Origin of the sequence: Ferrovibrio sp. (genome assembly GCF_041906005.1) — a bacterium.
In the GTDB taxonomy this organism is placed as follows: Bacteria; Pseudomonadota; Alphaproteobacteria; order Ferrovibrionales; family Ferrovibrionaceae; genus Ferrovibrio.
Map to the genome: position 1 here is coordinate 343,460 of NZ_JAYRJY010000002.1, position 24,843 is coordinate 368,302.

The window sequence follows — 24,843 nt, forward strand, 5'->3', positions numbered from 1 at the left end:
CGGCCAGCATGATCACTGCCTACCTGCCGCAAGGCGGCCAGCTACAACGCGTCGAGCTTACCCCCGACTCCACCCTGCCCGAAGGCGTGGTGTGGATTGATCTGCTCGAACCCAGTCATGCCGAGGAAAAATCGATCGAGCGCCTGCTCGGCATCGAAATGCCGACCCGCGAGGAGATGCAGGAGATCGAGATTTCCAGCCGGCTGTATCGCGAAGGCGATGCCAGCTACATGACCGCCAACATCCTGTTCCATGCCGAGACGGAACAGCCGAAAACCACGGCCGTCACCTTCATGCGCACGCCGCGCGCGACCGTGACGCTACGCTATGCCGACCCGCTGTCGTTCCGCCAGTTTGTCGCCCGTGCCCAGCGCCAGCCCAGCCTGGCCGCCTCGCCCGACGCCGCGCTGTGCGGCCTGCTCGACTCCATCATCGACCGCGCCGCCGACGTTCTGGAGATCGCCGGCAAGGACCTGGACGGCGTGTCGCGCAACATCTTTGGTCATCGCGTAAAGGAGCATGAATCCGCCGATGAGGTGGATCTCGAAGAAGCCGTGCGCAAGCTGGGCCATGTCGAGGACCTGAACTCGCGTATCCGCGACAGCCTCGTATCGCTCACCCGCCTGATCGCCTTCCTGACGCTCACCATGGCCGAGCAGCGCGGTACCAAGGAAAGCCGTACCTGGCTGAAGACGCTGGCGCGCGACGTGCAGTCGCTGAACGAGCAGGCCGCCTTTCTGGCGCATAAGGGCAATTTCCTGCTGGATGCCACGCTGGGCCTGATCAACATCCAGCAGACCAAGATCATCAAGATCTTCTCGGTGGCCGCCACCGTGTTCCTGCCGCCCACCCTGATCGCCAGCATCTACGGCATGAATTTCGAGCATATGCCCGAGCTGTCGTGGGATTTCGGCTATCCGCTGGCAATCCTCATGATGGTCGCCTCCGCCGTGCTGCCTTACTGGTGGTTCAAGCGCAAGGGCTGGCTATGATGAAGGTCTCGCTCGACGACCTGATGGAACGCCCCATGGGCGAAGCGATGTGGCGCGGCTGGCGCTGTCGCTGTCCGGCTTGTGGCCAGGGCCGCATGTTCGGCCGCTACCTCAAGGTCAACGATACCTGCCCGTCCTGCGGGCTGGAACTGGCCGGCCATCGCGCCGATGACGCGCCGCCCTATTTCACCATCCTGATCGTCGGCCATATCATCGTGCCGCTGATGCTGCTGCTGGAACAGAATGTACAGCCACCCCAATGGGTGCATATGGCGTTGTGGCTGCCGCTGACCCTGCTGCTCTGCCTGTGGCTGCTGCCGCATATCAAGGGCACGCTGATCGGCCTGCAATGGTCGCGACGCATGCACGGATTCGGCAGCGAGCCGCATTGATCCGGCAAAGGCGCTATACTGCGTCAGATGACGCCCGCCGACTCGCAGAGTGAAAAAACCAAGGCACCCCAGCCGATCCGCGACGCGGCCACGCTGATCCTCTATCGCCGGCGCGGACGTGACGGGCGGCTTGAAGTGCTGATGGGCGAACGCCACGGCGCCAGCGCCTTCATGCCCAACCGTTATGTCTTTCCCGGCGGCCGGCTCGACCTCGCCGACTATAAGATTCGCCCGGCGGCGCCGCTCAATCCCGTCAGCACGGCACGGCTGGCCCGCTGCAAGGGAACCGGCCCGCGCAAGGCGCTGGCCCTGGCGCTGACCGCCATCCGCGAGACCTTCGAGGAATCGGGCCTGCGTTTAGCCGCTCCGGCGTCCAAGCCGGCCCTCGCCCCGGCCAGTTGGGCCGCCTTCTGTGCCGACGGCCTCGCCCCGGACCCCGCGCGCCTGCTCTATGTCTGTCGGGCCATCACCCCGCCGGGGCGGCCACGGCGGTTCGATGCCCGCTTTTTTGCCGCTCCGGCCGAAGCCGCCACCGGCGCGCTGTGCCCCTCGTCCGAATTGGACAAGCTGAGCTGGGTAACCCGGGAGGAAACCCAGAACCTGCCGCTGCCCAACATCACCCAGTTCGTCATCGCCAGCCTGGAAGACTGGCTGCGGCCGGCCAGCGCCGATGACCCGGCCTGCCGGGTACCGTTCCACTACATGCGCCACGGCCAGCGCCGGCTGGACTGGGAATGAGCCTGAACCCCTCCAGATCGGTGAAGCCAAGGGATGCCGCCAGCCTGATCCTGGTGCGCCGGAACGATCGCGGGCCGCTGGAAATCCTGCTCGGCCGCCGGGCCGGGAAACACCGCTTCCTGCCCGATGTCTACGCCTTTCCGGGTGGTCGGCTTGACTCAAGTGATCTGTCAGATATTGCTTCTAATAGTTTAAATATAAACAATAATATTGTCTCTTTGATGGGCTGCCAGCCGGCGCTCGCTGGCGCCCTGGCCCTGGCCGCCCTGCGCGAAACCTGGGAGGAAACCGGGATCGTCCTGGGCCGGGTGGAAGCCGGCCAGCTGCGGCCGGACGCCTCCGGCCTGCATTATCTTGGCCGGGCCATCACGCCGGCCGAAAGCCCGATCCGCTTCCACGCCCGCTTCTTCCTGCAGGATGTGACGGACCTGCCGGTCAGCCTGGGGGGCTCGGGCGAGCTTCTGGACCTAGCCTTCCGGCCGCTGGAAGCCGCGCTGCGGCTGCCGCTGGCCGACATCACCGAATTCATGCTGCGCGACGTGGTCGGCCGGCTGGGGCCCGACCTGCGGCCCGGAAGGCCGGTTTTCTGGCGCTATCGCCGGGGTAAACCCCTGATCAGCTGGGAAAAACCATAAGCGGTTGACATCGGGGTGCGAATCCCTATGCTGCGCCGCCAATCCCAAGCCGACCGCCAATAGTGGAATCCGAGTCATGGCCAAGCCGACTACCCTGAAGATCAAGCTGGTGAGCAGCGCCGACACCGGCTACTTCTACGTCACCAAGAAGAACCCGCGCACCAAGACCGAGAAGCTGTCGTTCAAGAAGTACGACCCGGTGGCGCGCAAGCACGTGGAATTCAAGGAAGCCAAGATCAAGTAAGCTTCCGCCCTGAGTTTCGGCGGCGCGCCTGCGCTGCCCGACAAAGCCCTGCCTTATCGGCGGGGCTTTTCGTTTTGCGGCTCGGTCGAAATCACCATGGCCGGATGGTCGGCCGGCACGCGCCGCATCGCGGCCCACAGGCTCAGCACCGACAGCAGCGTCGCCACGGCAAACAGCCCGACATAGCCTGTGGCATCGGCCAGCACACCGCTGACCAGCGAACCGGCCATGAAGATGAAAAGCTGCGCGCAGGACAACAGGGTGAAATCCGTGCCGGCCCGCTCTTTTGCGGCCGCTCCCATGAACAGGGTGTAGAGCGCAACCACCTCCATATAGCGCGACACGGTGTTACTGACGATCAGGCCGATCAACAGCCCATGCATCTGCAGTCCCAGTCCGGCATAGATGCCGCAGCCAAGGAAAACCGCGCTGCGCAGCAGCCCCAGCCCCAGGATGGTGTGCCAGAGGCCGTAACGCCGGATCGTCCAGGCGGCTACAACAGCACCAAGCAGACCTGCCGTTGCGGCCGAGGCGCCGGAGAGATAGCCGATCACCTCCAGCGACAGGCCGTTATCCACCAGGAAGGGCTTCTCCATCGCCTTGGCCAGGCCTTCCGAAGCGCGGTAGACCAGCGCGAAACCCAGCACGGAATACGTGATGGGATCTTTCAGGGCGGCGCGCAACGATGGCGCCGAATTGATGGATGGCGCCGGAGCAATGTCGGTCGCCGGCCTCTCCTGCATCAGCAGGGTCGAGAGCAGCGTAAGAGCGGACAGGCCCGCGAGAACCAGAATGGTCGGTGTCCAGCCATACTGGCTGTACAGATAAAGCGTGAGGCTGGAGCCGATCACCACGCCGATCGCCACGCTGCCGCCCTGGATGGCATTGCCGCGGCCGCGCTCGCTGGCCTTCAGCCGCTCGGTGGCATAGCCGTCGGTGGCGATATCCTGCGTCGAACTGAGCATCATCACGCAGAAACCGAGCCCCAGCAGCAGCCACATGTCATCCGGCGGCAGGAAGGCGAACAGCACCAGCAGGCCAACGACTCCAAGCTGGGTCGGCAGGATCCACGACCGGCGATGCCCTAATCGCGCCAGGCCAAAGATCCGCAATGGTGCGCGATCGACGAACGGCGCCCAGAGGAATTTCAGCATCAATGGCGCCAGCAGGATGCCGACCATGCCGATGGCGCTGCGCGACATGCCGTCATCCCGCAGGATCGCCGGCATCGCAGCGGCAAACAGATACATCGGAATGCCCTGAGCCACATACAGGCCCAGCAGGGAAAGGAACAGCCGCCAGCGATGGCGGGTGTCTGTCGCTATCATGCCGACCGGTAGATGATCCGGTTGCGGCCACCATTCTTGGCTTCATACAGCGCGTCGTCGGCGCGCTTGAGCAATGTCTCGGCATTGTCGCTCGGGCCCGACGACGTGCAGCCGATCGAACAGGTGACAGTCAGTTCGCCAGCGTTGCGCGTCGCCACCTTCTTGTCGCTCAGCGCATGCAGCAGGCGGTTTGCCACCACCTCGGCGGCGTCGAGATCGGTATCGGGCATCAACACAACGAATTCCTCGCCGCCATAACGGCAGGCCATGTCGATGCCGCGGATGTTGCGCACGATGCGATTGCCCACTTCGCGCAGAACCTCGTCGCCGGCCTGATGCCCGTGGGTATCGTTGATCTGCTTGAAATAGTCGAGATCGAGGATGACCACGGCCGTACCATGCTGGCTGCCGGCCTGGCTCAGCAATGTCGCCAGATGCGACGCCATGTAGCGGCGATTGTACAGGCCGGTCAGCGGATCGGTCACCGCCATTTCCATGCTCTGCTGATAATGCTGGCGCAGGCGGTCCTGATAGCGCTTGCGGCGCACCTGTGCGCGCAGGCGGGCGATGAATTCATTGCGATCGATCGGCCGCACCACATAATCGGTGACGCCGATCTCCAGCCCCTTCACCAACTGCTTCTGATCGTCCGGCCCCACCAGCAGCAGGATCGGAACGTTGCGGGTTTCCTCGGTGGTTCGGAACTGCGAACATAACCGCAAGCCATCGGGACTCTGCAGGCCAAGGCTGACCACCACGGAATCGTATTCCGTCTGGCGGGCCCCACTGAGGGCTTCCATGCCATCGGCCGTCAATTCGGTGCGGAACTGGCCTTCCAGCATGCGCTGCAGCCGCACCTGATCGCGGGGATTGTCTTCCACCAGCAGAATCCGCGCCGCGGCATAATCCTCGTCCAGTTTCGGCACCGGCGGCGAGATCACACCCAGTGACGCCGAGGTGCGTTCGCGCATGCGCAGCTCGTCGAGCATCAGCTTGACGCGCAGCAGCGAACGCACGCGCGCAAACATGGCAATGTCGTCGACCGGCTTGGTGAGGAAATCGTCGGCGCCCGCGCTCAGGCCCTGCACACGGTCTTCGGGATCACCCAGCGCGGTGACCATGATGACCGGGATGTGGGCCGCGTCCGGATCGGCCTTCAGCCGGCGGCAGACCTCGAAACCATCCATGCCCGGCATCATGACATCGAGCAGGATCAGATCGGGTTTCTGGCTGGCAACGGCATCCAGCGCCTCCGGCCCGGAGCCGGCGGTGATCACCTCGTAATATTCGCTGGTCAGCTTGGCTTCCAGCACCTTGATGTTGGTGCGGATGTCATCGACGACCAATATGCGCGCGGTCATCGGGAATCAGTGCTGGCTTCAGGCCCGGGGTTCAAGGAACTGCTTCACCGTCTCGATGAACTTGCCGACCGAGATGGGCTTGGCAATATAGGCGTCGCAACCGCCTTCGCGCATCTTCTCCTCGTCGCCTTTCATGGCAAACGCGGTGACGGCGACCACCGGGATGGTGCGCAGGTTATCGTCTTCCTTGATCCACTTGATCACTTCCAGACCGGAAACCTCGGGAAGCTGGATATCCATCAGAATCAGGTCGGGCCGGTGCTTGCGCACCATGGCCAGCGCTTCCATGCCATCCTTGGTCTGCAGGGTCTGGTAACCATGCGCATCAAGCAGGTCGTGGAACAACTTCATGTTCAGTTCGTTGTCCTCGACGATCAGTACTGTCTTGCTCATCAGACGCCTTCCCCGGATATTCTATCGCTGCCCTGCGCCATATTTTCCTGAGTATCCAGTGTTTTGTAGCATCCCGGAAAGGCCCGGCCAAGCCGTTTACCATGACAATAGTTAGTCCATTATACAGTCGATGAGCCAGGGTCCCGACTCCATGCCCCCCCTTCCCGCGCCGGTTGCCGAGCAGATCGCCGGCCTAACCTTTACGACGGGACAACCCCTGATCATCGTCGATGCCGACGAGGTCCTGTTCTATTTCATGCGTGGGCTGGAGATATTCCTGACCGGGCGGGACCTGTATTTCGACTGGGCCTCCTATGCCCTGTACGGCAACATCCGCCAGCGCGCCGACGATCAGCCGGTGGCGGCCGAACTGCTGCATCCCCTGCTCCAGCATTTTTTCGCCGAGGCGACCGAAAACCTCGAGCCGGTGGACGGCGCCGCCGCCGCCCTGGCCGCCCTGAGCGCCAAGGGCCGCGTGCTGGTGCTCAGCAACGTGCCGATGTCGGCCCGGGAGGCCCGCCGGCGGGCCCTGCAGCGGCATGGCATGGATTTCCCGCTGATCGCCAATAGCGGCCCGAAAGGACCTGCCGTGGCCGCCCTGATCGCACGCGCCAACGCCCCCGCCGCCTTCATCGACGATATACCGCACAACCATGCCTCGGTCGCCCAACTGGCGCCGGCTGTCCACCGGCTGCATTTCATCGCCGATCCGCGCCTGGCCGCGTTGCTGGGACCGGCAGCCGATTGCCACCACCGCGCGGACTCATGGCCGGATCTGCAGCAGTTGATCGCCCGCCTGCTGGTGCTGGACTGACCATGCGCATCGGTATCGATCTGGGGGGCACCAAGATCGAGGCCATCGTACTGGCCGATGACGGCCGTATTCAGGCCAGGCGGCGCGTGCCGGCACCGCGCGGCGACTATCACGCAACGGTGACCGCCCTGCGCGACCTGACGGCCGCGATCGCGGCGGAGGCTGGCGGCGCGGCGACCACGGCACCCATCGGCGTCGGCATCCCGGGCACCATCTCGCCAGCCACCGGCCTGATCAAGAATGCCAATTCGACCTGGCTGATCGGCCATCCGCTGGACCGCGACCTGGCCGAGGCCACCGGCCGGCGCGTGCGGCTGGCCAACGACGCCAACTGCTTTGCCCTGTCGGAAGCCAGTGACGGCGCCGGCGCGGGCAAGGCGGTGGTGTTCGGCGCCATCCTCGGCACCGGCTGCGGCGCCGGCATCGTGATCAACGGCCAGGCCCTGACCGGCCCGAACGCCATTGCCGGCGAATGGGGCCATAATCCCCTGCCCTGGCCCCAACCCGACGAATTGCCCGGCCCTTACTGCTATTGCGGCAAGCATGGCTGCCAGGAGACCTTCTTCTCGGGCACCGGGCTGGAACTGGATTTCCGCCGGCATACCGGCCGCGTGCTGGACGGCCCTTCCATCGTGGCCGCCGCGGAAGCCGGCGACGCAGCCGCCGAGGCCACCCTGCAGCGCTACGAACACCGGCTGGCCCGCGGCCTGGCCGCGATCCTCAACGTGCTGGACCCGGATATCGTCGTGCTGGGCGGTGGATTATCCAACCTTGCGCGGCTGTATGAAACCGTGCCGCGCCTGTGGAACGCCTATGCCTTCTCCGATACCGTCACCACAACGCTGGCGAAAAACCATCATGGAGACAGTTCCGGCGTGCGCGGCGCCGCCTGGTTATGGACTCCAGAGGAAACCCGCTAGCAGGGCCCGTTAGCAAGGATCGCGCGGCTTCAGCTCCAGGACCTTGAGCGTGGCGCGGATCGCATAGTCGCCGTAGTCGAATACGATGTCGTCGGCCACGCCATTTTCATACAGGCGATAGGCGATTTCGTAGTCGGGCGTGTCCTGCGCCTTGTCGGTCGTGAAATAAGCCAGTCGCACGCGCCAGGAGCGCTGACCCTTCAGCGGTGCCAGCAAAGGCGCCTCACCCTTTTCCACCGGCAATTCGCCGCCGATGAAACCGCCCACCTCGCTGTAGCCTTCGGCCGAAGCGCCATCGAAAACGGCGGCATGAAGCCAGTTGCCGCCCGTGCGGGCCAAGCTGATCAGGCGCAGCGTATGCTCGGTGGGAAAGGCCGTGCCGGCCGGCAGGGCCAGTTCGGTATCTTCGGGCTGGGTGAAGCGCACCAGGCCGGATTCGCCACGGCCTTTCAGCGTGCCTTCGCCGGCCAGCTCCTGGTCGAGGTCGCCATTCACCTCGTCCTTCATCTTGAAGCGGAAGCGTTGACCATCGAGCGATTCCCAGGAATTCAGCACCATGTTGTTGAGCAGCGTGCCGTCTTCGGTGCTGGTTTCGATCAGGAAACGCTGGTTCAGCACATAGCCGTCGCAGGCATGGACGAATTCCAGACTCAGGCCGCCGGCGATGCCGTTGCGGTAGTTGCGGGCATCCAGCTTGGCGACCGAGAGGCCATAGAGCGCCTTGTGGCTCACCAGCCCCTGCGCGATGGTCCCCATATCATTGGTATCGGCCGCTCGAGTTGCGCCGGTCGGCAGCGCGACCAGGGCAAACAGCAGGATAAAAACACGCAATCTGGCAACAGCCGACATGGGGGCCTTCAGACTTGGCCGGGTCTGGCCCGGGGATAAGACAGGGAACCGAAAATCGTCCGACTCAAGAATACCCTTCGCACTGCAAGAAAGAAACGCCCGTCCCGCTGGCGGGTTCTGGCGGCGGCACCAGGCAACCACTGGTGATAGACCGGTTCCGTGGCATTCTTTTGGCTTCGTTTGAGTTCGTTTTGGTTCGGTCGAATTCGTTCGGCTTCGTTACTGCTCGTTTTGCTTCGTTCGGGTTCGTCTGGCTTCGTTACGCTTCGTTTGCATTCGTCGGCGTTCGCTTGGCTTACCGGCGCTGAAGCATAGGCTATGGCAGCGTGCCGGGCGCTATCGCCTCTGACCGCATGCCCGTGCTTCAGGTACGCATTCCGCCAAGGGCTGCAGGTGTGAATATAAGAATGAGAACATTATAGAAACTTTTGCCGGAAAGTCCATATCTGCCGTCGCATTTCAGTCGGCAAATCCTGCCGGTCACGGCGCCCCATGAATGCTGGTTTTCCGCTATTTTTTACTGGCACACCGCTTGCTTTGTCCTTATCCGAGGACAGAACACCATGATGCCTGCCAACGATATTCCCGCTTCCACCTGGCTGCCCGCCGCCCCGGATGCCAGCCACGCGCCCGGTTTCGCCAGTCTGGTGCTGCGCCTGCGGCTGGCCTTGCGGCGCGACCCCGATCCGCGCAAGCGCGAGCTGGTGGAACAGATCCTGACGGCGGCGGCCGAAAGCGAACAGCGACTGGTGGAGCAGCAGGCCCGCATCGACGAATTGCAGGCGATGTCGTCGACCGACGAACTCACCGGCCTGCCCAACCGTCGCGCCTTCGAGACCTTCATGACGGCCGAACTGGCCCGCGCCCGGCGCGAGCAGCGCGGCGGCTGCCTGGCCTTCCTTGATCTCGACCGCTTCAAGGCGATCAACGACCGCCACGGCCATGCCGCCGGCGATGCCGTGCTGCGGCAGATCGCGTTGCGACTGCAGCCGGCCGCGCGCGCCACCGACTGTCTCGCCCGCCTGCATGGCGACGAATTCGTGCTGGCCATGCCGGGCGCCAGCCTAGCCCAGGCTGAATCCCGCCTGGCCGACCTGACGGCGCGCATCGAGCGCCAGCCGGTGCGCCACGGGGATGCCCTGATCCCGGCCGGCCTGAGCTATGGCTTCGCCGCTTACGACGGCGATACCGACCTGCCGGCCCTGCTGCGCGACAGCGACCGGGCCATGTATGCCCGCAAGCAGGCGCGCCGTCAGAACTGACACCCCTCCGGCGTACCTTCGGGCATAGCGCCATACCCTGCCGGCGCCCATCTTTTCTCGGTGCGTTGCCATGGCGGCGGCTTCCGGGCTAGAACCGGTCATCCCCAGCATGACCGGAAAGGCCAATCATGAGCCACGACGCCCGCCTCGCCGCCCTCAAGATCGAACTGCCCAATCCCGCCGCGCCGGCCGCCAATTACGTGCCGACCGTGATCGCCGGCAACCTGCTGTTCGTGGCCGGCCAGATCACCATCTTCAACGGCGAAGTGCGCCATCTGGGCAAGCTGGGCGCCGACATGGATATCGAGACCGGCAAGCAGGCCGCGCGGCTGTGCGGCCTCAATATCATTTCGCAGGCCCGCCATGCCCTGGGCGGCAGCCTCGACCGCGTGAAGCGCGTGGTCAAACTGGGCGGCTTCGTCAACTGCACACCCGATTTCATCGACCATCCGCAGGTGGTGAACGGCGCCTCCGACCTGATGGTGGAAGTGTTCGGCGATGCCGGCAAACATGCCCGCTTTGCCGTGGGCGCCGTGTCGCTGCCGCGCGGCGTGTCGGTGGAAGTGGACGCCATCTTCGAGATCGCCTGAAGCGCGATGTCAGGTTCCATCGCGGCGAAGCTGAAGGCCATGGGGCTGGAGCTGCCACCGGCCCCGCCGCCGGTGGCGACCTATGTGGGATTCGTCGCGACCGGCAAACTGGTGCATGTGGCCGGCGTGGGGCCCACCTGGGGCAGCGATATCCGCTATCGCGGCAAGGTGGGCCAGAGCCTGAGCACCGAGGACGGCTATGCGGCCGCAAGGCTCACCGGCCTCAATCTGCTGGCGCATATGAACACGGCTTGCGACGGCGAGCTTGACCGCATCGCGCGCTGCGTGAAGGTGCTGAGCCTGACCAACGCGGGGCCGGATTTCACCGAAGCCCATCGCGTGGCCAATGGTGTGACCGACCTGTTCGCCGAGCTGTTCGGCGCAGATGCCGTGCCAAGCCGCAGCGCCACCACCGCGCCATCGCTTCCCTTCGACATCGCCTTCGAGGCCGATGCCGTATTCCTGTTGCATTGAGATCCGAGATCATGAGCAAACGCGAATTGCCCAAATGGCTGACCAAGACCCCGGTGGCCCATCGCGGCCTGCATGACATCGCCAAGGGCGTGCCGGAGAATTCGCGGCTGGCTTTCCAGAAGGCCATAGAGGCCGGCTTTGCCATCGAGACCGATGTGCGCATCACCGGCGACGGCCAGGTGGTGGTGTTCCACGATGCCGATCTCACGCGGCTCTGCGGCCGCGAGGGCATCGTGAAACACATGCCGCTGGCCGAACTGAAGCCGCTGACGCTGCTGGGCACGAACGAGACCGTGCCGAGCTTCCGCGACCTGCTGGACCAGGTGAAGGGCCAGGTGCCGCTGGTGGTGGAGATCAAGAAGGACAAGGGCGAGCTGCCGGGCCAATTAGAGGACAGTGTGGCCCGCATGCTGCAGCATTATCCCGGCCCCTTCGTGGTGCAGTCATTCAATCCGCGCACCGTGAAATGGTTCCAGAAGCATGCGCCACAAATCGTGCGCGGGCAGATCTCGACCAACCTGGCCGACATGACCAAGGACCTGAGCTGGTTCACCCGGTGGCAGCTCAAGCGCGCCCTGATGAATGGCTACGGCAACCCCGATTTCCTGGCCTATGACGTGCGCGACCTGCCATCCGAGATCACGGCGGCAGCGCGGCGGCGTGGCTTGCCTATCTTAAGCTGGACCGTGCGCACGCCGACCGAACGCGCCCGCGCGGCGGCCCATGCCGACAATGTGATCTTCGAGGATCTGTCAACGGCGGCATGACACGCAGAGCGGATTCCAGCAAGCGGATTCAACTGCGCAGTCTGAAGCGCGTTGCCGACCTGACTGCTGCCGACTGGGACCGTTGCGCCGGCCGGGATAACCCCTTCGTCGCCCATGCCTTCCTCGATGCGCTGGAGCAATCGGGCTGCGTGACGCCGCGCACCGGCTGGCAGCCGGTGCATCTGGTGGCCGAAATCGATGGCGCCGTTGCCGGCATCCTGCCGCTGTACGTGAAGGGCCACAGCCAGGGCGAATATATCTTCGACCATGGTTGGGCCGAGGCCTATGCCCGCGCCGGCGGGCAGTATTATCCCAAGCTACTGTGCGCCGTGCCCTTCACACCGGTCACCGGACCGCGCTTCCTCGTGGCGCCGGGGCGGGATTTCGACGCCGTCGCTTCCGCGCTGGTGCAGGGCGCGCAGGGTATCGCGCGCCAGCATGGCCTCTCCTCGCTGCATGTGAATTTCCTGCCCGACGATCAGGCGCGCTGGGCCGGAGAACAACCCGATCTGCTGCTGCGGCTGGGCGAGCAGTTCCACTGGCGCAACGATGGCTATGCCGATTTCGAGGCCTTCCTAGCCCAGCTCGCCTCGCGAAAGCGCAAGGCAATCCGCAAGGAACGGCGCGAGGCCGTGGCCGCCGGCATCGAGATCGTGACGCTGCAGGGTGCCGCGCTGCAGCCCGAACATTGGGATGCCTTCTTCGAATTCTACATGGATACCGGCAACCGCAAATGGGGCCGGCCGTATCTCAACCGCGACTTCTTCACCCGCCTGCATGAAACGATGGCCGATCGCATCGTGCTGGTGATGGCGCGCCGCGCGGGCCGCTGGATCGCCGGGGCCTGGAACATGCTGGGCAGCGATGCGCTTTATGGCCGCAACTGGGGCTGCATCGAATACCATCCCGGGCTGCATTTCGAATGCTGCTACTACCAGGCCATCGACTATGCCATCCGCCATGGCCTCGCCCGCGTGGAGGCAGGCGCACAGGGCGAGCACAAGCTGGCGCGCGGCTACCTGCCGGTGCCGATCCATTCCGCCCACTGGATGGCCGATCCGGGTTTCCAGCAGGCGGTTGCGCGCTATCTGGAGGAAGAACGCGCCTACATGGCCGGCATGATCGAGGCGCTGGACCAGCATTCACCTTTTCGTCAGGTGCAGGCCGAGCCGGAAACGGAATAGCCTGCTTCGGCCCAGCCGGCTAAGATCGGCGAAAACAACGGGAGGAATCGATGGCTGCTTTGCCGCATGATGCCGGCTGCATCTTCTGCAAGATCGTGAAGGGCGACGCGCCCAGCTTCAAGCTCTATGAAGACGACCTCACCTTCGCGATCATGGACATCAACCCCTTCATGCCCGGCCATGCCCTGGTGCTGAGCAAGGGCCATTTCGCCAACCTGCACGAGGCCAGCGACGAAAGCGTCGCCGCCGTGGCACGTACGGCGAAGAAGATCGCCGCCGCCGTCAACGAAGCCGTGAAGCCAGACGGCATCAATATCGTGCAGGCCAACGGCCAGGGCGCGGCGCAGTCGGTGCTGCATTACCATGTGCATGTGCTGCCGCGCCGCTTCGGCGACAATGGCAGCCTGAACTGGAACCTGACACCGGGCGATCACGAAGGCATTGCGAAACTGGCTGCCGATATCCGGGCCTGCCTGTGATCCGCCTTGCCGTCGTCGCCCTGGCGCTGGCGTTTGTTGCCCTGCCCGCTGCGGCGCAGGACCTGGCCGCATCCTGCCGCGCGGAAGCCCAGCGCGGCCTGACCCAGGCCTGCCAGGCGGCCATCGCCAGGGAACCGCGCGATCCCGCCCTGCATGCCCTGCTCGGCGAAGCCTATTTCGCCAGCGGATTCTATGGCGATGGATTGCAGGCTTTCCGGCAGGCCATCATGGTGTCAAATGGCGCGGCCGAATACCGCTACCGCTATGCCGGCTATGCCGCGCTGATCAACGAATACCCGCAGGCCGCCGCCGAGCTGGAACTGCTGGTGAAAACCGAACCGGATCATGTGAAAGCCTGGACCCTGCTGGCTGATTGCTACCGCTACATGAAAGACAAGCCGCAGGCCGTGCGGGCCGGACGCCGCGCCGCCGAACTGGGCGATGCGGCCGAAGCCTATGCGCTCGGCGTGCGCTATGGCAGCGGCGACGGCGTGCCGGCCGATGTGCGGGAGGAACTGCGCTGGCTGGAGCGCGCGGCGAAAAGCGGCTATGTCGCTGCCATGCAGGAGCTGGCCCGGCTCTATGCCGAGGGTGCCCCCGGCCTGCCCGCCGATCCGGTCAAGCAGCACCAGTGGGAAGACGCCGCCCGCAAGGCAATGAAGTACTAACGCAGCTTGGGATTCAGCGCGTCACGCAACCAGTCGCCCAGCACGTTCACCGCCAGCACCAGCAGCACCAGGGTCAGCGCCGGGAAGAAGGTGATCCACCATTCGCCGCTGAACAGGAAGCTCTGGCCGACGCGGATCAGCGTGCCCAGCGAGGGCTGGGTTGGCGGTACGCCGACGCCAAGGAAACTGAGCGTCGCCTCTGACAAAACCGCCAACGCCAGGCCCACGGTCGCCAGCACCAGCACCGGCCCCAGCGTGTTGGGCAGTACATGGCGCAGCACGATCACCCAGTCGGGCTGGCCGATCACGCGTGCGGCTGCCACGTAATCCTTGTTGCGTTCCACCAGCGCGGCCGACCGGGCGACGCGGGCGAATTGCGGCCAGTCAGCGATACCGATAGCGAAGATCAGCACAAAGATGGCGATTTCGTTATGCAGCTCGCGCGGCAGCGCCGTGCGGGTGACGCCGTCGATCATCAGCGCGATCAGGATGCTGGGGATGGTGAGCTGTACATCGGCCGTACGCATCACCACGATATCGAGCCAGCCGCCGCGATAGCCGCACAAAACACCCAGCAGGGTGCCGAACACCGCCGCGAAGGCGATGGCGGCGAAGCCCACCAGCAGCGAAATGCGGCTGCCATACAGGATGGTGGACAGCAGGTCGCGGCCCTGGTCGTCGGTGCCCAGCAGATAGGTCGCCTTGCCCTGCCCGGTCCAGGCCGGCGGGGTGAAGGCATCCATCAGCTTGAGCGCGCCGGGATCGAAAGGATTGAATGGCGCCACCGCCGGGGCGAAGACGGCCGCCAGGATGATGGTCAGCGCCACGATGGCGGCCACCACCACCGCTGGCGAGCGGCGGAAGCTGTAGGCCAGGTCGCTGTCATACCAGCGGCGCAGGGTTGCCACGGTATTGCTCATCGCAGCATCGCTCATGTCGCCCTCCCCGCCGCCCTGGCGCGATCGATGCGCAGGCGCGGATCGATCAGGAAATAGATCAGGTCGACAGCGAGATTCAGCACCACGAACATGGCGCCCACCATCACCAGATAGGCCGCCATCACCGGAATGTCGGCGAAACCGACCGCCTGGATGAACAGCAGCCCCATGCCGGGCCATTGGAATACCGTTTCGGTGACGATGGAAAACGCGATCAGCGAGCCGATCTGCAGGCCGACGATGGTGATCACCGGCATCATGGTGTTTTTCAGCGCATGGCGGAAATGCACGATGCGATCGGTCAGCCCGCGTGCGCGGGCGAATTTGATGTAGTCGGTACGCAGCACTTCCATCATTTCGGTCCGTACCAGACGCAGCACCAGCGTCAGCTGATACAGGCTGAGGGTGATGGCCGGCATGATGATGGCGGCCCAACCGGATTTGGTGAGCAGGCCCGTGCTCCACCAGCCCAGCGAGACCACCCCGCCACGGCCAAAGCTGGGCAGCAGGTCGAACTGCACCGACAGCAGATAGATCAGGCCGATGCCGATCACGAAGGTCGGCAGCGATACGCCGATCAGGCTGGATGTCAGGATGAGCTGGCTGATCCAGCTATCGCGCCGCAAAGCCGTATAGACGCCCAGCGGCAGGCCGACAGCCAGCGCCAGCAGGGCGGAGAGAAAAACCAGTTCCAGCGTTGCCGGCAGGCGTTCCTGGATCAGGGCGGCAACCGGACGTTTCAGGCGATAGGACAGGCCGAAATTGCCTTCGGCGGCATTGACCAGGAAACGGCCGAACTGGACGATGGCGGGATCGTTCAGGCCAAGCTGCTCGCGCAGTTCCTGGCGGTCGGTCGTGGTGGCTTCCTGACCCACCATATTGTTGATGGGGTCACCGATGTAGTTGAACAGCAGGAACGCGACCAGCGCGACGGCAAGCATCACGACCGCCGCCTGGGCCAGGCGTCCGACAATATAACCGAGCATGGGCTTTACGTGCTGAATAAGGCCGCCGCCCCCGGCAGAACCGGGGGCGGCAGATCCGATTACTTCATCTTGGCGAAATGGAAACGCGGCACGTTGTCCGCGATGATCGGCATGTCAAGCTTCTCGCTCATCGCCCAGTTCAGCACCTGGTGGTGCAGCGGCAGGTAGATGACCTCGTCATTGACGATGCTCCAGGCATCGGCGATCAGCTTGTCGCGCTTGGCCTGGTCCAGCTCGCTCAGCATGCCGTTGATCATGCCGTCCAGCTTCGGGTTCGAGTAGTTGGTGAAGTTCCAGGTGCCGTTCTTGCCATCCGGAGTCTGCACCAGATACGAGAACACGTAGTGACTGTCGAAGGTCGGCACGCCCCAGCCGAGCAGGAAGAAGCTGGTATCCTTCTTCTGCAGCTTGGGGAAATGCAGGGTCTTCGACTGCGCCGCCAGATCGACCTTGATCCCAACCTGGGCCAGCATGCCGACCACGGCCTGACACACGCCTTCGTCGTTCACATAGCGGTCGTTCGAGCAATCGAGCCTGACGCCGAAACCGTTCGGATAGCCGGCCTCCTTGAGCAGTGCCTTGGCCTTGTTCACGTCGTACGGCAGGCGCTTGTCGATCGCCGTGTCATAGCCATGCACGCCCGGCGAGGTGATCATGCCCGCGATCACGGCGTCGCCGCGCATGATCTTCTGCTGGATCGCCTGCATGTCGATGGCATGATACATCGCCTGGCGCACGCGCTTGTCGGCGAAGGGATTCTTGCCTTTCACATCGGCATACTTCAGTTCCGGACTGCCGACATCGAGACCAAGGAAGATCGAACGGATCTCATTGGTCTTCTTCACCTGCAGGCCGGGCGAACGCTTAACGCGCTCCACGTCCTGCACCGGCACGTCGAGCACGAAATCGAGCTGGCCCGAGATCAGCGCGGCCACGCGGGTCGCCGGCGTGGTTATCGGGGTGTAGACAATCTCGTCGATATTGTGCGGATTGTCCTTCAAACCCCACCAGTTCGGGTTCCTCGCCATCACGGTGCGGACATCCTGCTCACGCAGTTTCAGCATGAACGGGCCGGTGCCGTTGCTGTTGCGGACAGCGAAGGTCTCTTCCTTGTCCTTGTAGGATTGCGGATTGACCACGTTGTTCTTCTCTGCCCAGGCCTTGGACATGATGAAGATATTGGCGATCTGGTTCGGCAGGATCGGATTCGGACCATTGGTCTCGACATGCACGGTCTGCGCGTCGACCTTCTTCACGTCCTTGATGCTGGCGATGTAGGTCTTGAAATCCGAGTTCGGATGCTGGGCACGCTTGACCGAGAAGACCACGTCGTCGGCGGTGAAATCGCTGCCGTCATGGAACTTCACGCCCTGGCGCAGCTTGAACTCCCAGGTGGTGTCGTTGACCGGCTTCCACGAGGTGGCCAGCGCGGGCACGAATTTCAGGTCGGCGCTGTAGCCCACCAGACCTTCATAAGTCTGGAAACTGCCGGTGCGGGTCAGACCCTCGTTCTGGCTATGCGGGTCCATGGTGAGATAGTCACCCTGACTGGCCCAGCGCAGCGTCTTGGCCTGCGCAAACGCCTCTCCCCCCATCAACGGCATCGCCAGCGGCGCAGCCAGTGCAAAAGCGCCGGCCAGCAATGCAGCCTTCAATCGGAACACGACCATAAAAAGCCTCCTTATTGTTATGCGACGACAACACAAGGCTTTTTGGGGAAAAACCCATCAACCTCGCGCGCCTGGCACGACTGTAATTTTATGGAGAATTTATGTCTACGGATTCACGGTCCGCGATACGCTGCCGCTGAAGAACTCAATCTTCAGTGCACGTACTCTGGTACCTTTCCGCCGCCATCGCCGGTGGAGCCGCCCTTGTCGCCCCCGCCCTTGTCGGCCGTGAATTCGAAGGCCAGCTTGTCCTCGGCCACCTTGACCAGAACATGGCCGCCCTTGGCCAGTTGCCCGAACAACAGCTCGTCGGCCAGCGGCTTCTTGATGTTTTCCTGGATCACGCGGCCGAGCGGTCGGGCGCCATACAGCTTGTCGTAGCCGCGCTCGGCCAGCCAGGCCCGCGCCTCATCCGTCAGCGCGATGGTAACGTTGCGGTCGGCCAGCTGGCCCTCCAGCTGGGCCACGAACTTATCGACCACGCGGTTGATCACATCCGGCGACAGTGCCGCAAACGGAATCACCGCATCCAGGCGGTTACGGAATTCCGGCGTGAACAGCTTCTTGATCGCTTCCTCGTCCTCGCCTTCCTTCATGCCGCGGCCGAAACCGATGGCCTGTTTCGACATTTCGGAGGCACCGGCATTTGTGGTCATGATCAGCACCACGTTGCGGAAATCGACATGCTTGCCATTGTTGTCGGTCAACTTTCCGTGATCCATGACCTGGAGCAGGATGTTGAACAGGTCGCCATGCGCCTTCTCGATTTCGTCGAGCAGCAGCACGCAATGGGGGTGCTGGTCGACGGCATCGGTCAGCAGGCCGCCCTGGTCGAAACCGACATAACCCGGCGGCGCGCCGATCAGGCGCGAGACGCTGTGACGCTCCATGTATTCCGACATGTCGAAACGGATCAGCTCCACGCCCATGATATGAGCGAGCTGGCGCGCCACTTCGGTCTTGCCCACGCCGGTGGGACCGGAAAACAGGTAATTGCCGATCGGCTTCTCGGGTTCGCGCAGGCCGGCCCGTGCCAGCTTGATCGCGCTGGCCAGTGCGTCGATGGCTTCATCCTGGCCGTAGACCACCCGCTTAAGCTCGGCATCCAGGTTGCGCAGGCTTTCCTTGTCCTCGCGCGACACCGATTTGGGTGGGATGCGCGCGATCTTGGCGACGATGGCTTCGACTTCCTTCACGCCGATGGTCTTGCGCCGCTTGCTTTCCGGCTTCATCAACTCGGCCGCGCCAACCTCGTCGATCACATCGATCGCCTTGTCTGGCAGTTTGCGGTCGTTGATATACTTGGCCGAAAGCTCAACCGCGGCCTTGATGGCGTCTTCGGTGTAGCGCACGCCGTGATGCTGTTCGTAATAGGTCTTGATGCCCTTCAGGATCTTCACGGCATCGGGCAGCGACGGTTCGTTGACATCGATCTTCTGGAACCGGCGCAGCAACGCGCGATCCTTCTCGATATAGGACCGGAATTCCTTGTATGTCGTCGAACCGATGCAGCGCAGCGCGCCGGAGGCCAGCGCGGGCTTGAGCAGGTTGGACGCATCCATGGCGCCACCCGACGTGGCGCCGGCGCCGATCACGGTATGCATCTCGTCGATGAACAGGATCGAGCCGGGCTGGGATTCCAGTTCCTGCATCACCTGCTTCAGGCGTTCCTCGAAATCGCCGCGATAGCGCGTGCCGGCCAGCAGGCTGCCCATGTCGAGCGCGTAGATGGTGGCGTCCTTGAGGATTTCCGGCACCTCGCCGCGCACAATGCGGCGCGCCAGCCCCTCGGCGATGGCGGTCTTGCCCACACCCGGGTCACCGACATAGAGCGGATTGTTCTTGGTGCGGCGGCACAGGATCTGGATCGTGCGCTCGATCTCCGCCTCGCGGCCGATCAGGGCATCGATCTTGCCGGCCTTGGCCTTCTCGTTGAGATTGACGCAATAGGCCGTGAGCGCTTCCTTCTCCTTGGCGGCATTGCGATCGCGTTCGCTGCGCTCCGCGCGCTCAGCGCGTTGTTCAACATCGCTGTCAGCACCACGCACAGGGCGGCGCTCGTTGCGGGTCGGCGCCTTGGCCACGCCATGGCTGATGTAACTGACCGCATCCAACCGGGTCATGTCCTGCTCTTGCAGGAAATGCACGGCATGGCTCTCGCGTTCGGAGAAGATCGCAACCAGCACATTGGCGCCCGTGACTTCCTCGCGGCCGGACGACTGCACATGGAACAGGGCGCGCTGCACCGCGCGCTGGAAGCTCAAGGTCGGCTTGGCATCCTGCGACACGTCGGCAACCAGGCCGCGCAGTTCCTCGTCGATGAAATTACCCAGCCGCTGACGCAGCTTTTCCACATCGACATTGCAGGCGCGCATCACGGCGATCGCATCCTGGTCTTCGGTCAGGGCGAACAGCAGATGCTCGAGCGTGGCGAATTCATGTTTCTTGGCACCGGCCAGCGACAGGGCCCGGTGTAAAGTCTGCTCAAGCGTGCGGGAGAATGATGCCATGCGCCGTTGCCTCCCTCAGTCGCGTTCCATAGTGCATTGCAGCGGGTGCTGATGCTGACGCGCGAAGTCGATCACCTGGGTAACTTTGGTCTCGGCCACCTCGTAGGTGAACACGCCGCAGATGCCCACGCCCTTCTGATGGACATGCAGCATGATCCGCGTGGCTTCCTCGCGGGCCTTGTTGAAAAAGCGCTCCAGCACATAAACGACGAATTCCATCGGGGTATAGTCGTCGTTCAGCAGCAGCACCTTGTACATGGGCGGCTTCTGCGTCTTCGGCCGGGTCTTGGTGACCACGCCGACCTCGGTGCGCCCGCGCCCGTCACGTCCATCCCGTTCGCTCATGCCTCAAATCCAAGCTTACAGCGGCACCAGAAAAGCGGTGCACGGAAGGATGATATGGCCTTAAGAGTTAAAAATACCAGCACCCTTGGCACAAAAAAAGGGCCCGGTGTGATCACCGGGCCCCATAACGCAGTGTACTCTGGGGAGGAAACTGGGGGCCGCTGAGGCCGGCCGGATCAAGCCGCGAGGGGCTTCACCATCTTTTCGACGGTGGCCTGAACCTGCGCGTTGATCGGGGCGAAGGTCTCCTGGGCGACCTTGGTGGCCACTTCGCTCAGCTTGGTGGTGTGAGCGGTATAGGCCTCAAAGGCGCTCTTGGCGAAATCGTTCTGCAGTTCGATCAGTTCCTGCAGGGTCTTGGCGCCCATCATCGCCTTGGTGGCCGAGATCTGGTCCTCGATCTGGCTCTTGGTGAAAGCCATGACCTCGGCATTGATGCTCTCGATGCCCTTGGCGGCGACATTGCCGGCCGACACAAAGGCCTCAACCTGGTCCTTGCTCAGCTTGGCGGCGTCGTCGACGCTCTTGGCGACGGCATCGAAACGCTCCTTGCCCATCGAAAAGGCCTTCTCGACCGCTTCGGTCGACGCTTTCAGGGCCTTCTCCACCTGCTCCTTGGAAGCGAAGATCGCCGCTTCATAGGGATTGCCGGTCAGGGCTTCGGTTTCGGTCTTGGTGGTCTTGCTCTTGGTAGCCATGGGAAACGTCCTTGCTTGTCCGGTGGGTAACAGGCCGGACCCGCTTTGCGGGGGCGGCGGCTCATCAAATAATGCTGCGCTGCAACAAGGCTAAAATAGGAGCAGATACCGGATTGGTCAATCAAAAAATTGTGCGGCGCACAAATTTCTTGTGCGCCGCAGCGGGAAAGCCACATAAATCATTATATATCAGTTAGTTGATAGTTCCCTGAGAATACCGCAACCCGTTCCCATGCACCTGGAAGCGATGCGGAACGGACCGTATGCCGTCCCGGTCATAGGCATTCAGATAGACGCTGTAGGGCGGCAGTGGCACTTCATAGGGCCGGCGGACCTCAACTCCTGTCTTGTCATAAGGCTGCAGGGCCTCCAGAAGCGGCACCGCCATGCGGTCGAATTCCGCCGAGGGCGATGCCCAGGCGTGGAAGTGGAAACGGCCATCCCGGCAGGCGCTGGCCGTCCAGTAAAAACCGTCGCCGCGCAGGAAAAGGCCCTCCGGCGCCGGCGTCTCGAATCCGGTGGCGCCGATAGCCTGTTTCAGCGCGGCATATTCCGTCGCATTCAGCCGGTACATCGCCCGCTGTCCTCGCCAAGGGGCCAGAGGATCGCGCACCGATATCGGGTTTTTGGGATCGTTCAGAGCGGGGCGACCAATCACCTGAACCTCCAGCATCGCACCGCCATCGACCATGGCACTCAGGTCATAAGTGCGACGCTGCTCTTCCTCGATGGCGTTGTAGACCAGTCGGTAGCGCTCAGGCTGCCCGGCCTGACAGGCCCGGTCGATGTCATCCCCACCCACATAGCGTTCCCAGGTCAGGCTGCGCATGAAGGGATCGTCGGTCGGGCCCACCGCGGCACAACCCGCCAGCAGAAGAACTGCGGCCAGGACGGAAACGGCGGGGAACGATTTCTTAAGCTGCATCACACTAAGCTTTCCATTTGTCGCGCCATGCGGAGCGAGGCTTCCGAATGAATCTAGCAGATTCAATTTGTTAGGAAACAATCCGCTGGACAAGGGGTGGCATGGTTAATATCCTACATCCGATTCGCGGCCTGGGGGGCTACCCGGCCCTGGTACAAATCCGAAGCAGCCTGTTTTCCAGGCTCGGACAAGGTGGGGGTATAATGCACCGATTTGGTCTGTTTGTGGGTCGGACTCTGCCCGTCCTTGTAACAATCTGTTTCATTGCCGCCCTGACCTCCCTTTCCGCCCCGGCACATGCGGGCGGATATTCCGCCATCGTGGTCGATGCCGATACCGGCCGTGTGCTGCACGCCCATGAAGCCGATACCCAGCGCTACCCGGCCTCGCTGACCAAGATGATGACCCTCTACATGGCGTTCGACGCCCTGAAGGATGGTCGCCTGAAGCTGGACCAGCGCATCCCGGTCAGCGCCCATGCCGCCGGCCAGGCGCCGTCCGCCATTGGCCTGCGTCCCGGTCAGACCCTGATCGTGCGCGATGCCATTCTGGCCGCCGTGACCAAATCCGCCAACGACGCCACCGTGGCGCTGGGCGAAGCCATTGGCAGCGGCAGCGAGGCACAATTCGCCGCCATGATGACCCGCCGCGCGCACCAGCTCGGCATGACCAGCACCACCTTCCGCAATGCCTCGGGCCTGCCCAATCCGGGCCAGAAGACGACCGCCCGCGACATGGCCACCCTGGCCCAGGCCCTGCTGAAGAACCACAAGACCTACTACACCTACTTCTCCACGCCGGAATTCGAGTGGAACGACAAGGTGTTCAACAACCACAACCATCTGCTGAAGCGCTATGAAGGCGTGGATGGCATCAAGACCGGTTACATCCGCGCCTCGGGCTTCAACCTGGTAGCCTCGGCCAAGCGCGACGGTCGCCGCGTCATCGGCGTGGTATTCGGCGGCACCAGCGTCACCGCCCGCGACAACCGCATGATCGAGCTGCTCGACACCGCTTTCGAGAAGATCGACGGCAGCAACGCGCCGGTGATGGCTGAAAAGACCGACCGCAATTTCGGCCTGATCTCCAGCGCCGAGGCCGCGACGGCCAAGCCGGCGAAGTCGAAGCAGGTTAAGCCCCGCACGGAAGCCAAGGCCAGCAATGGCGCCAACGGCGGCGCCGGCAATGGCGAATGGGCTGTTCAGCTCGGCGCCTTCAAGCAGGCGGCCGCGGCCGAAAAGCTGCTCGACCGCGTGCGCAGCAAACTGCCAGCCGCCGAACCGCTGGTCGATGCCGTGGATGCAGGCAAGGTCACGCTCTATCGCGCCCGCCTCACCGGCCTGACCCAGACCAGCGCGCGCCAGGCCTGCGAACAGCTCAAACGCGAGAAGATGACCTGCTCGGTCGTCTCGCCTGACGCCTGATCCATCCTCGTATTTCGTTCTGGCGCCGCGGTGACAGCCATCACCGCGGCGTCTGTGTTTTTATACCAGCATTGAGTGCCCTGTCCGCTCGGCCCACCCCAAGCTGACGCAGGTTTCCCATGAAGCCCGACTTCCGGCTATCCTGCCCCGCATGACCTCACCCAACCTGCTCCGCCGCTATCAAAAAACCCTGGCCTATGTGCTGGCGGTGTCGGCCGTCGCCGGCGCGATCTATGGCGGTGTCCTCACCTATATCCTGGCCTATGGCGAGCCGCATGAATTGCTGGAGGACATCGTCCGCGGCACACTGCGCGGCATCTTCACCGGCCTGATGATCGGCGGACTGATCGGCTGGTTCGATATTTTCCTGGTCAATACCGGCCGCGCCCGGCTGCGCAGCCTGCCCTTCCTCTGGCTGGTCCTGATCAAGGGGGCATACTACACCGCCGCGATCCTGGGCAGCGTCTGGCTGGGCGGGCAGCTGTTCCGCATTGACGGCGATCCTGGCACGGGCTTCAACCGTACCACGATCATCACCGTGGCTTTCGCATTGCTCTTCAGCACGGTGTTTTCCTTCGTGATGGAAATGTCCCTGCTGCTGGGGCCCGGCGTCCTGGGCAACATGCTGCGCGGGCGCTATCACCATCCCCGCCGTGAAAACCGCCTGTTCGTGTTTTTCGACATGCGTGGCTCAACGGCTATTGCCGAGCGGATCGGCGACCTGGCTTTCCATCGCCTGCTCAATCGGTTTTTCTCCGATCTCACCGAGCCGGTGCTGAGCTGGCGCGGCGTGATCCACAAATATGTCGGCGACGAGATGATCGTGACCTGGCCGCTGGACGGCCGCCGCGATGCATCCGGCGGATTCGCCGCCGTGGCCGAGGCCCATGCGCGGCTCGACAGCCTGCGCGATGACTACCTGCGCGATTTCGGCGTGGCCCCGCAATTCCGCGCCGTGCTCCATGCCGGCGAGGTGGTGACCGGCGAGATGGGCGAAGTGAAACGCGAGATCGTGCTGCTGGGCGATACCATCAACACCACCGCCCGGATAGAGCAACTCGCCAAGAGCCTGCCTGAACATGCCACCATCGCCTCGGCCGAGGCCGTTGCCGCCGTCCCGCCGCCCGGGGTGGCCGCCACCCCGCTGGGGCAGTTCTCGCTCCCCGGCAAAAGCGCTGCTATAACCCTGTTCGCCGTCTCGTAAACGATACAAAAAAACTTGAGGACATGTTCGGTATCCCGTTGCTGACAAGCCCC

General features: G+C 63.5%; 27 protein-coding genes. 16 read left to right on the forward strand and 11 right to left on the reverse strand.

Going from position 1 to position 24,843, the window contains the following annotated elements:
* Positions 1-8: 8 nt before the first annotated feature.
* From ACE3OO_RS18865 to rpmG, 5 genes are all read left to right on the forward strand, one after another.
* Positions 9-992, forward strand: coding sequence for a magnesium transporter CorA family protein (locus ACE3OO_RS18865; RefSeq protein WP_374305322.1), 984 nt, complete (start codon positions 9-11; stop codon positions 990-992).
* Positions 989-1,384 carry a DUF983 domain-containing protein gene (locus ACE3OO_RS18870; protein ID WP_374305324.1) on the forward strand — a complete coding sequence of 132 codons (396 nt, stop codon included), beginning with the start codon at positions 989-991 and terminating at the stop codon, positions 1,382-1,384. Before ACE3OO_RS18865 ends, ACE3OO_RS18870 begins: the two co-directional genes overlap by 4 nt.
* 27 nt (positions 1,385-1,411) lie before the next feature.
* The gene (locus tag ACE3OO_RS18875; protein WP_374305326.1) at positions 1,412-2,122 is read left to right on the forward strand and encodes an NUDIX hydrolase; all 711 of its coding nucleotides are present in this window, start codon (positions 1,412-1,414) and stop codon (positions 2,120-2,122) included.
* The gene (locus ACE3OO_RS18880) at positions 2,119-2,757 is read left to right on the forward strand and encodes an NUDIX hydrolase (RefSeq protein ID WP_374305328.1); all 639 of its coding nucleotides are present in this window, start codon (positions 2,119-2,121) and stop codon (positions 2,755-2,757) included. Before ACE3OO_RS18875 ends, ACE3OO_RS18880 begins: the two co-directional genes overlap by 4 nt.
* A 76-nt stretch (positions 2,758-2,833) precedes the next feature.
* On the forward strand, positions 2,834-3,001 hold the full coding sequence (gene rpmG / locus ACE3OO_RS18885; RefSeq protein WP_300299488.1) for a 50S ribosomal protein L33: 168 nt from the start codon (positions 2,834-2,836) through the stop codon (positions 2,999-3,001).
* A 53-nt stretch (positions 3,002-3,054) separates the two neighbouring features.
* Here the strand turns inward: rpmG and ACE3OO_RS18890 are convergent, their stop codons facing one another.
* From ACE3OO_RS18890 to ACE3OO_RS18900, 3 genes are read right to left on the reverse strand one after another with little or no spacing between them, the layout of a single operon-like run.
* Positions 3,055-4,329, reverse strand: coding sequence for an MFS transporter (locus ACE3OO_RS18890; protein WP_374305331.1), 1,275 nt, complete (start codon positions 4,327-4,329; stop codon positions 3,055-3,057).
* A complete protein-coding gene (locus ACE3OO_RS18895; protein WP_374305333.1) occupies positions 4,326-5,690 on the reverse strand; it encodes a PleD family two-component system response regulator in 1,365 nt (454 codons plus the stop codon). The genes ACE3OO_RS18890 and ACE3OO_RS18895 overlap by 4 nt, the downstream gene beginning before the upstream one ends.
* A gap of 18 nt (positions 5,691-5,708) precedes the next feature.
* Positions 5,709-6,083, reverse strand: coding sequence for a response regulator (locus ACE3OO_RS18900; RefSeq protein ID WP_300299482.1), 375 nt, complete (start codon positions 6,081-6,083; stop codon positions 5,709-5,711).
* 151 nt (positions 6,084-6,234) lie between these two features.
* On the opposite strand from ACE3OO_RS18900, the gene ACE3OO_RS18905 reads away from it, so the two are divergent.
* Both ACE3OO_RS18905 and ACE3OO_RS18910 read left to right on the forward strand, forming a co-directional pair.
* Positions 6,235-6,897 carry a hypothetical protein gene (locus ACE3OO_RS18905; protein ID WP_374305335.1) on the forward strand — a complete coding sequence of 221 codons (663 nt, stop codon included), beginning with the start codon at positions 6,235-6,237 and terminating at the stop codon, positions 6,895-6,897.
* 2 nt (positions 6,898-6,899) lie between these two features.
* A complete protein-coding gene (locus ACE3OO_RS18910) occupies positions 6,900-7,817 on the forward strand; it encodes an ROK family protein (protein WP_374305337.1) in 918 nt (305 codons plus the stop codon).
* Positions 7,818-7,826: 9 nt separating this feature from the next.
* On the opposite strand, the gene ACE3OO_RS18915 is transcribed toward ACE3OO_RS18910, so the two are convergent.
* Complete coding sequence (locus ACE3OO_RS18915) at positions 7,827-8,666, reverse strand: EipB family protein (RefSeq protein ID WP_374305339.1); 840 nt, start codon at positions 8,664-8,666, stop codon at positions 7,827-7,829.
* Between the two features lie 563 nt (positions 8,667-9,229).
* Here ACE3OO_RS18915 and ACE3OO_RS18920 point away from each other — a divergent pair.
* From ACE3OO_RS18920 to ACE3OO_RS18950, 7 genes are all read left to right on the forward strand, one after another.
* Positions 9,230-9,928, forward strand: coding sequence for a GGDEF domain-containing protein (locus ACE3OO_RS18920; protein ID WP_374305341.1), 699 nt, complete (start codon positions 9,230-9,232; stop codon positions 9,926-9,928).
* Between the two features lie 128 nt (positions 9,929-10,056).
* Positions 10,057-10,518 carry a RidA family protein gene (locus tag ACE3OO_RS18925; protein ID WP_374305343.1) on the forward strand — a complete coding sequence of 154 codons (462 nt, stop codon included), beginning with the start codon at positions 10,057-10,059 and terminating at the stop codon, positions 10,516-10,518.
* 6 nt (positions 10,519-10,524) lie between these two features.
* Positions 10,525-10,992: a RidA family protein gene (locus ACE3OO_RS18930; RefSeq protein ID WP_374305345.1), complete on the forward strand. Its 468-nt coding sequence runs from the start codon at positions 10,525-10,527 to the stop codon at positions 10,990-10,992.
* An 11-nt stretch (positions 10,993-11,003) separates the two neighbouring features.
* The gene (locus ACE3OO_RS18935; RefSeq protein ID WP_374305347.1) at positions 11,004-11,759 is read left to right on the forward strand and encodes a glycerophosphodiester phosphodiesterase; all 756 of its coding nucleotides are present in this window, start codon (positions 11,004-11,006) and stop codon (positions 11,757-11,759) included.
* On the forward strand, positions 11,756-12,943 hold the full coding sequence (locus tag ACE3OO_RS18940) for a GNAT family N-acetyltransferase (protein ID WP_374305349.1): 1,188 nt from the start codon (positions 11,756-11,758) through the stop codon (positions 12,941-12,943). Before ACE3OO_RS18935 ends, ACE3OO_RS18940 begins: the two co-directional genes overlap by 4 nt.
* A 50-nt stretch (positions 12,944-12,993) precedes the next feature.
* Entirely contained in the window at positions 12,994-13,422 is a 429-nt protein-coding gene (locus tag ACE3OO_RS18945; RefSeq protein ID WP_374305351.1) for an HIT family protein, read from the forward strand.
* Entirely contained in the window at positions 13,419-14,090 is a 672-nt protein-coding gene (locus tag ACE3OO_RS18950; RefSeq protein WP_374305353.1) for a hypothetical protein, read from the forward strand. The genes ACE3OO_RS18945 and ACE3OO_RS18950 overlap by 4 nt, the downstream gene beginning before the upstream one ends.
* Here ACE3OO_RS18950 and ACE3OO_RS18955 read toward each other — a convergent pair.
* From ACE3OO_RS18955 to ACE3OO_RS18985, 7 genes are all read right to left on the reverse strand, one after another.
* Entirely contained in the window at positions 14,087-15,025 is a 939-nt protein-coding gene (locus ACE3OO_RS18955; protein ID WP_374305355.1) for an ABC transporter permease, read from the reverse strand. The genes ACE3OO_RS18950 and ACE3OO_RS18955 overlap by 4 nt on opposite strands.
* Entirely contained in the window at positions 15,022-16,014 is a 993-nt protein-coding gene (locus tag ACE3OO_RS18960; protein ID WP_374305358.1) for an ABC transporter permease, read from the reverse strand. The genes ACE3OO_RS18955 and ACE3OO_RS18960 overlap by 4 nt, the downstream gene beginning before the upstream one ends.
* Positions 16,015-16,073: 59 nt before the next feature.
* Positions 16,074-17,684 carry an ABC transporter substrate-binding protein gene (locus ACE3OO_RS18965; RefSeq protein WP_374305360.1) on the reverse strand — a complete coding sequence of 537 codons (1,611 nt, stop codon included), beginning with the start codon at positions 17,682-17,684 and terminating at the stop codon, positions 16,074-16,076.
* Between the two features lie 152 nt (positions 17,685-17,836).
* Entirely contained in the window at positions 17,837-20,194 is a 2,358-nt protein-coding gene (gene clpA / locus ACE3OO_RS18970) for an ATP-dependent Clp protease ATP-binding subunit ClpA (protein ID WP_374305362.1), read from the reverse strand.
* 15 nt (positions 20,195-20,209) lie between these two features.
* Positions 20,210-20,539: an ATP-dependent Clp protease adapter ClpS gene (clpS, locus tag ACE3OO_RS18975; protein WP_374305364.1), complete on the reverse strand. Its 330-nt coding sequence runs from the start codon at positions 20,537-20,539 to the stop codon at positions 20,210-20,212.
* A 176-nt stretch (positions 20,540-20,715) separates the two neighbouring features.
* Positions 20,716-21,237, reverse strand: coding sequence for a phasin family protein (locus tag ACE3OO_RS18980; RefSeq protein ID WP_374305366.1), 522 nt, complete (start codon positions 21,235-21,237; stop codon positions 20,716-20,718).
* Between the two features lie 193 nt (positions 21,238-21,430).
* Positions 21,431-22,162 carry a hypothetical protein gene (locus ACE3OO_RS18985; protein ID WP_374305368.1) on the reverse strand — a complete coding sequence of 244 codons (732 nt, stop codon included), beginning with the start codon at positions 22,160-22,162 and terminating at the stop codon, positions 21,431-21,433.
* 203 nt (positions 22,163-22,365) lie between these two features.
* Between ACE3OO_RS18985 and ACE3OO_RS18990 the strand changes: the two genes are divergently transcribed.
* Together ACE3OO_RS18990 and ACE3OO_RS18995 are read left to right on the forward strand one after the other, a co-directional pair.
* On the forward strand, positions 22,366-23,586 hold the full coding sequence (locus ACE3OO_RS18990) for a serine hydrolase (protein WP_374305370.1): 1,221 nt from the start codon (positions 22,366-22,368) through the stop codon (positions 23,584-23,586).
* A gap of 151 nt (positions 23,587-23,737) precedes the next feature.
* The gene (locus ACE3OO_RS18995; protein ID WP_374305372.1) at positions 23,738-24,790 is read left to right on the forward strand and encodes an adenylate/guanylate cyclase domain-containing protein; all 1,053 of its coding nucleotides are present in this window, start codon (positions 23,738-23,740) and stop codon (positions 24,788-24,790) included.
* The last annotated feature ends 53 nt before the right edge of the window (positions 24,791-24,843 follow it).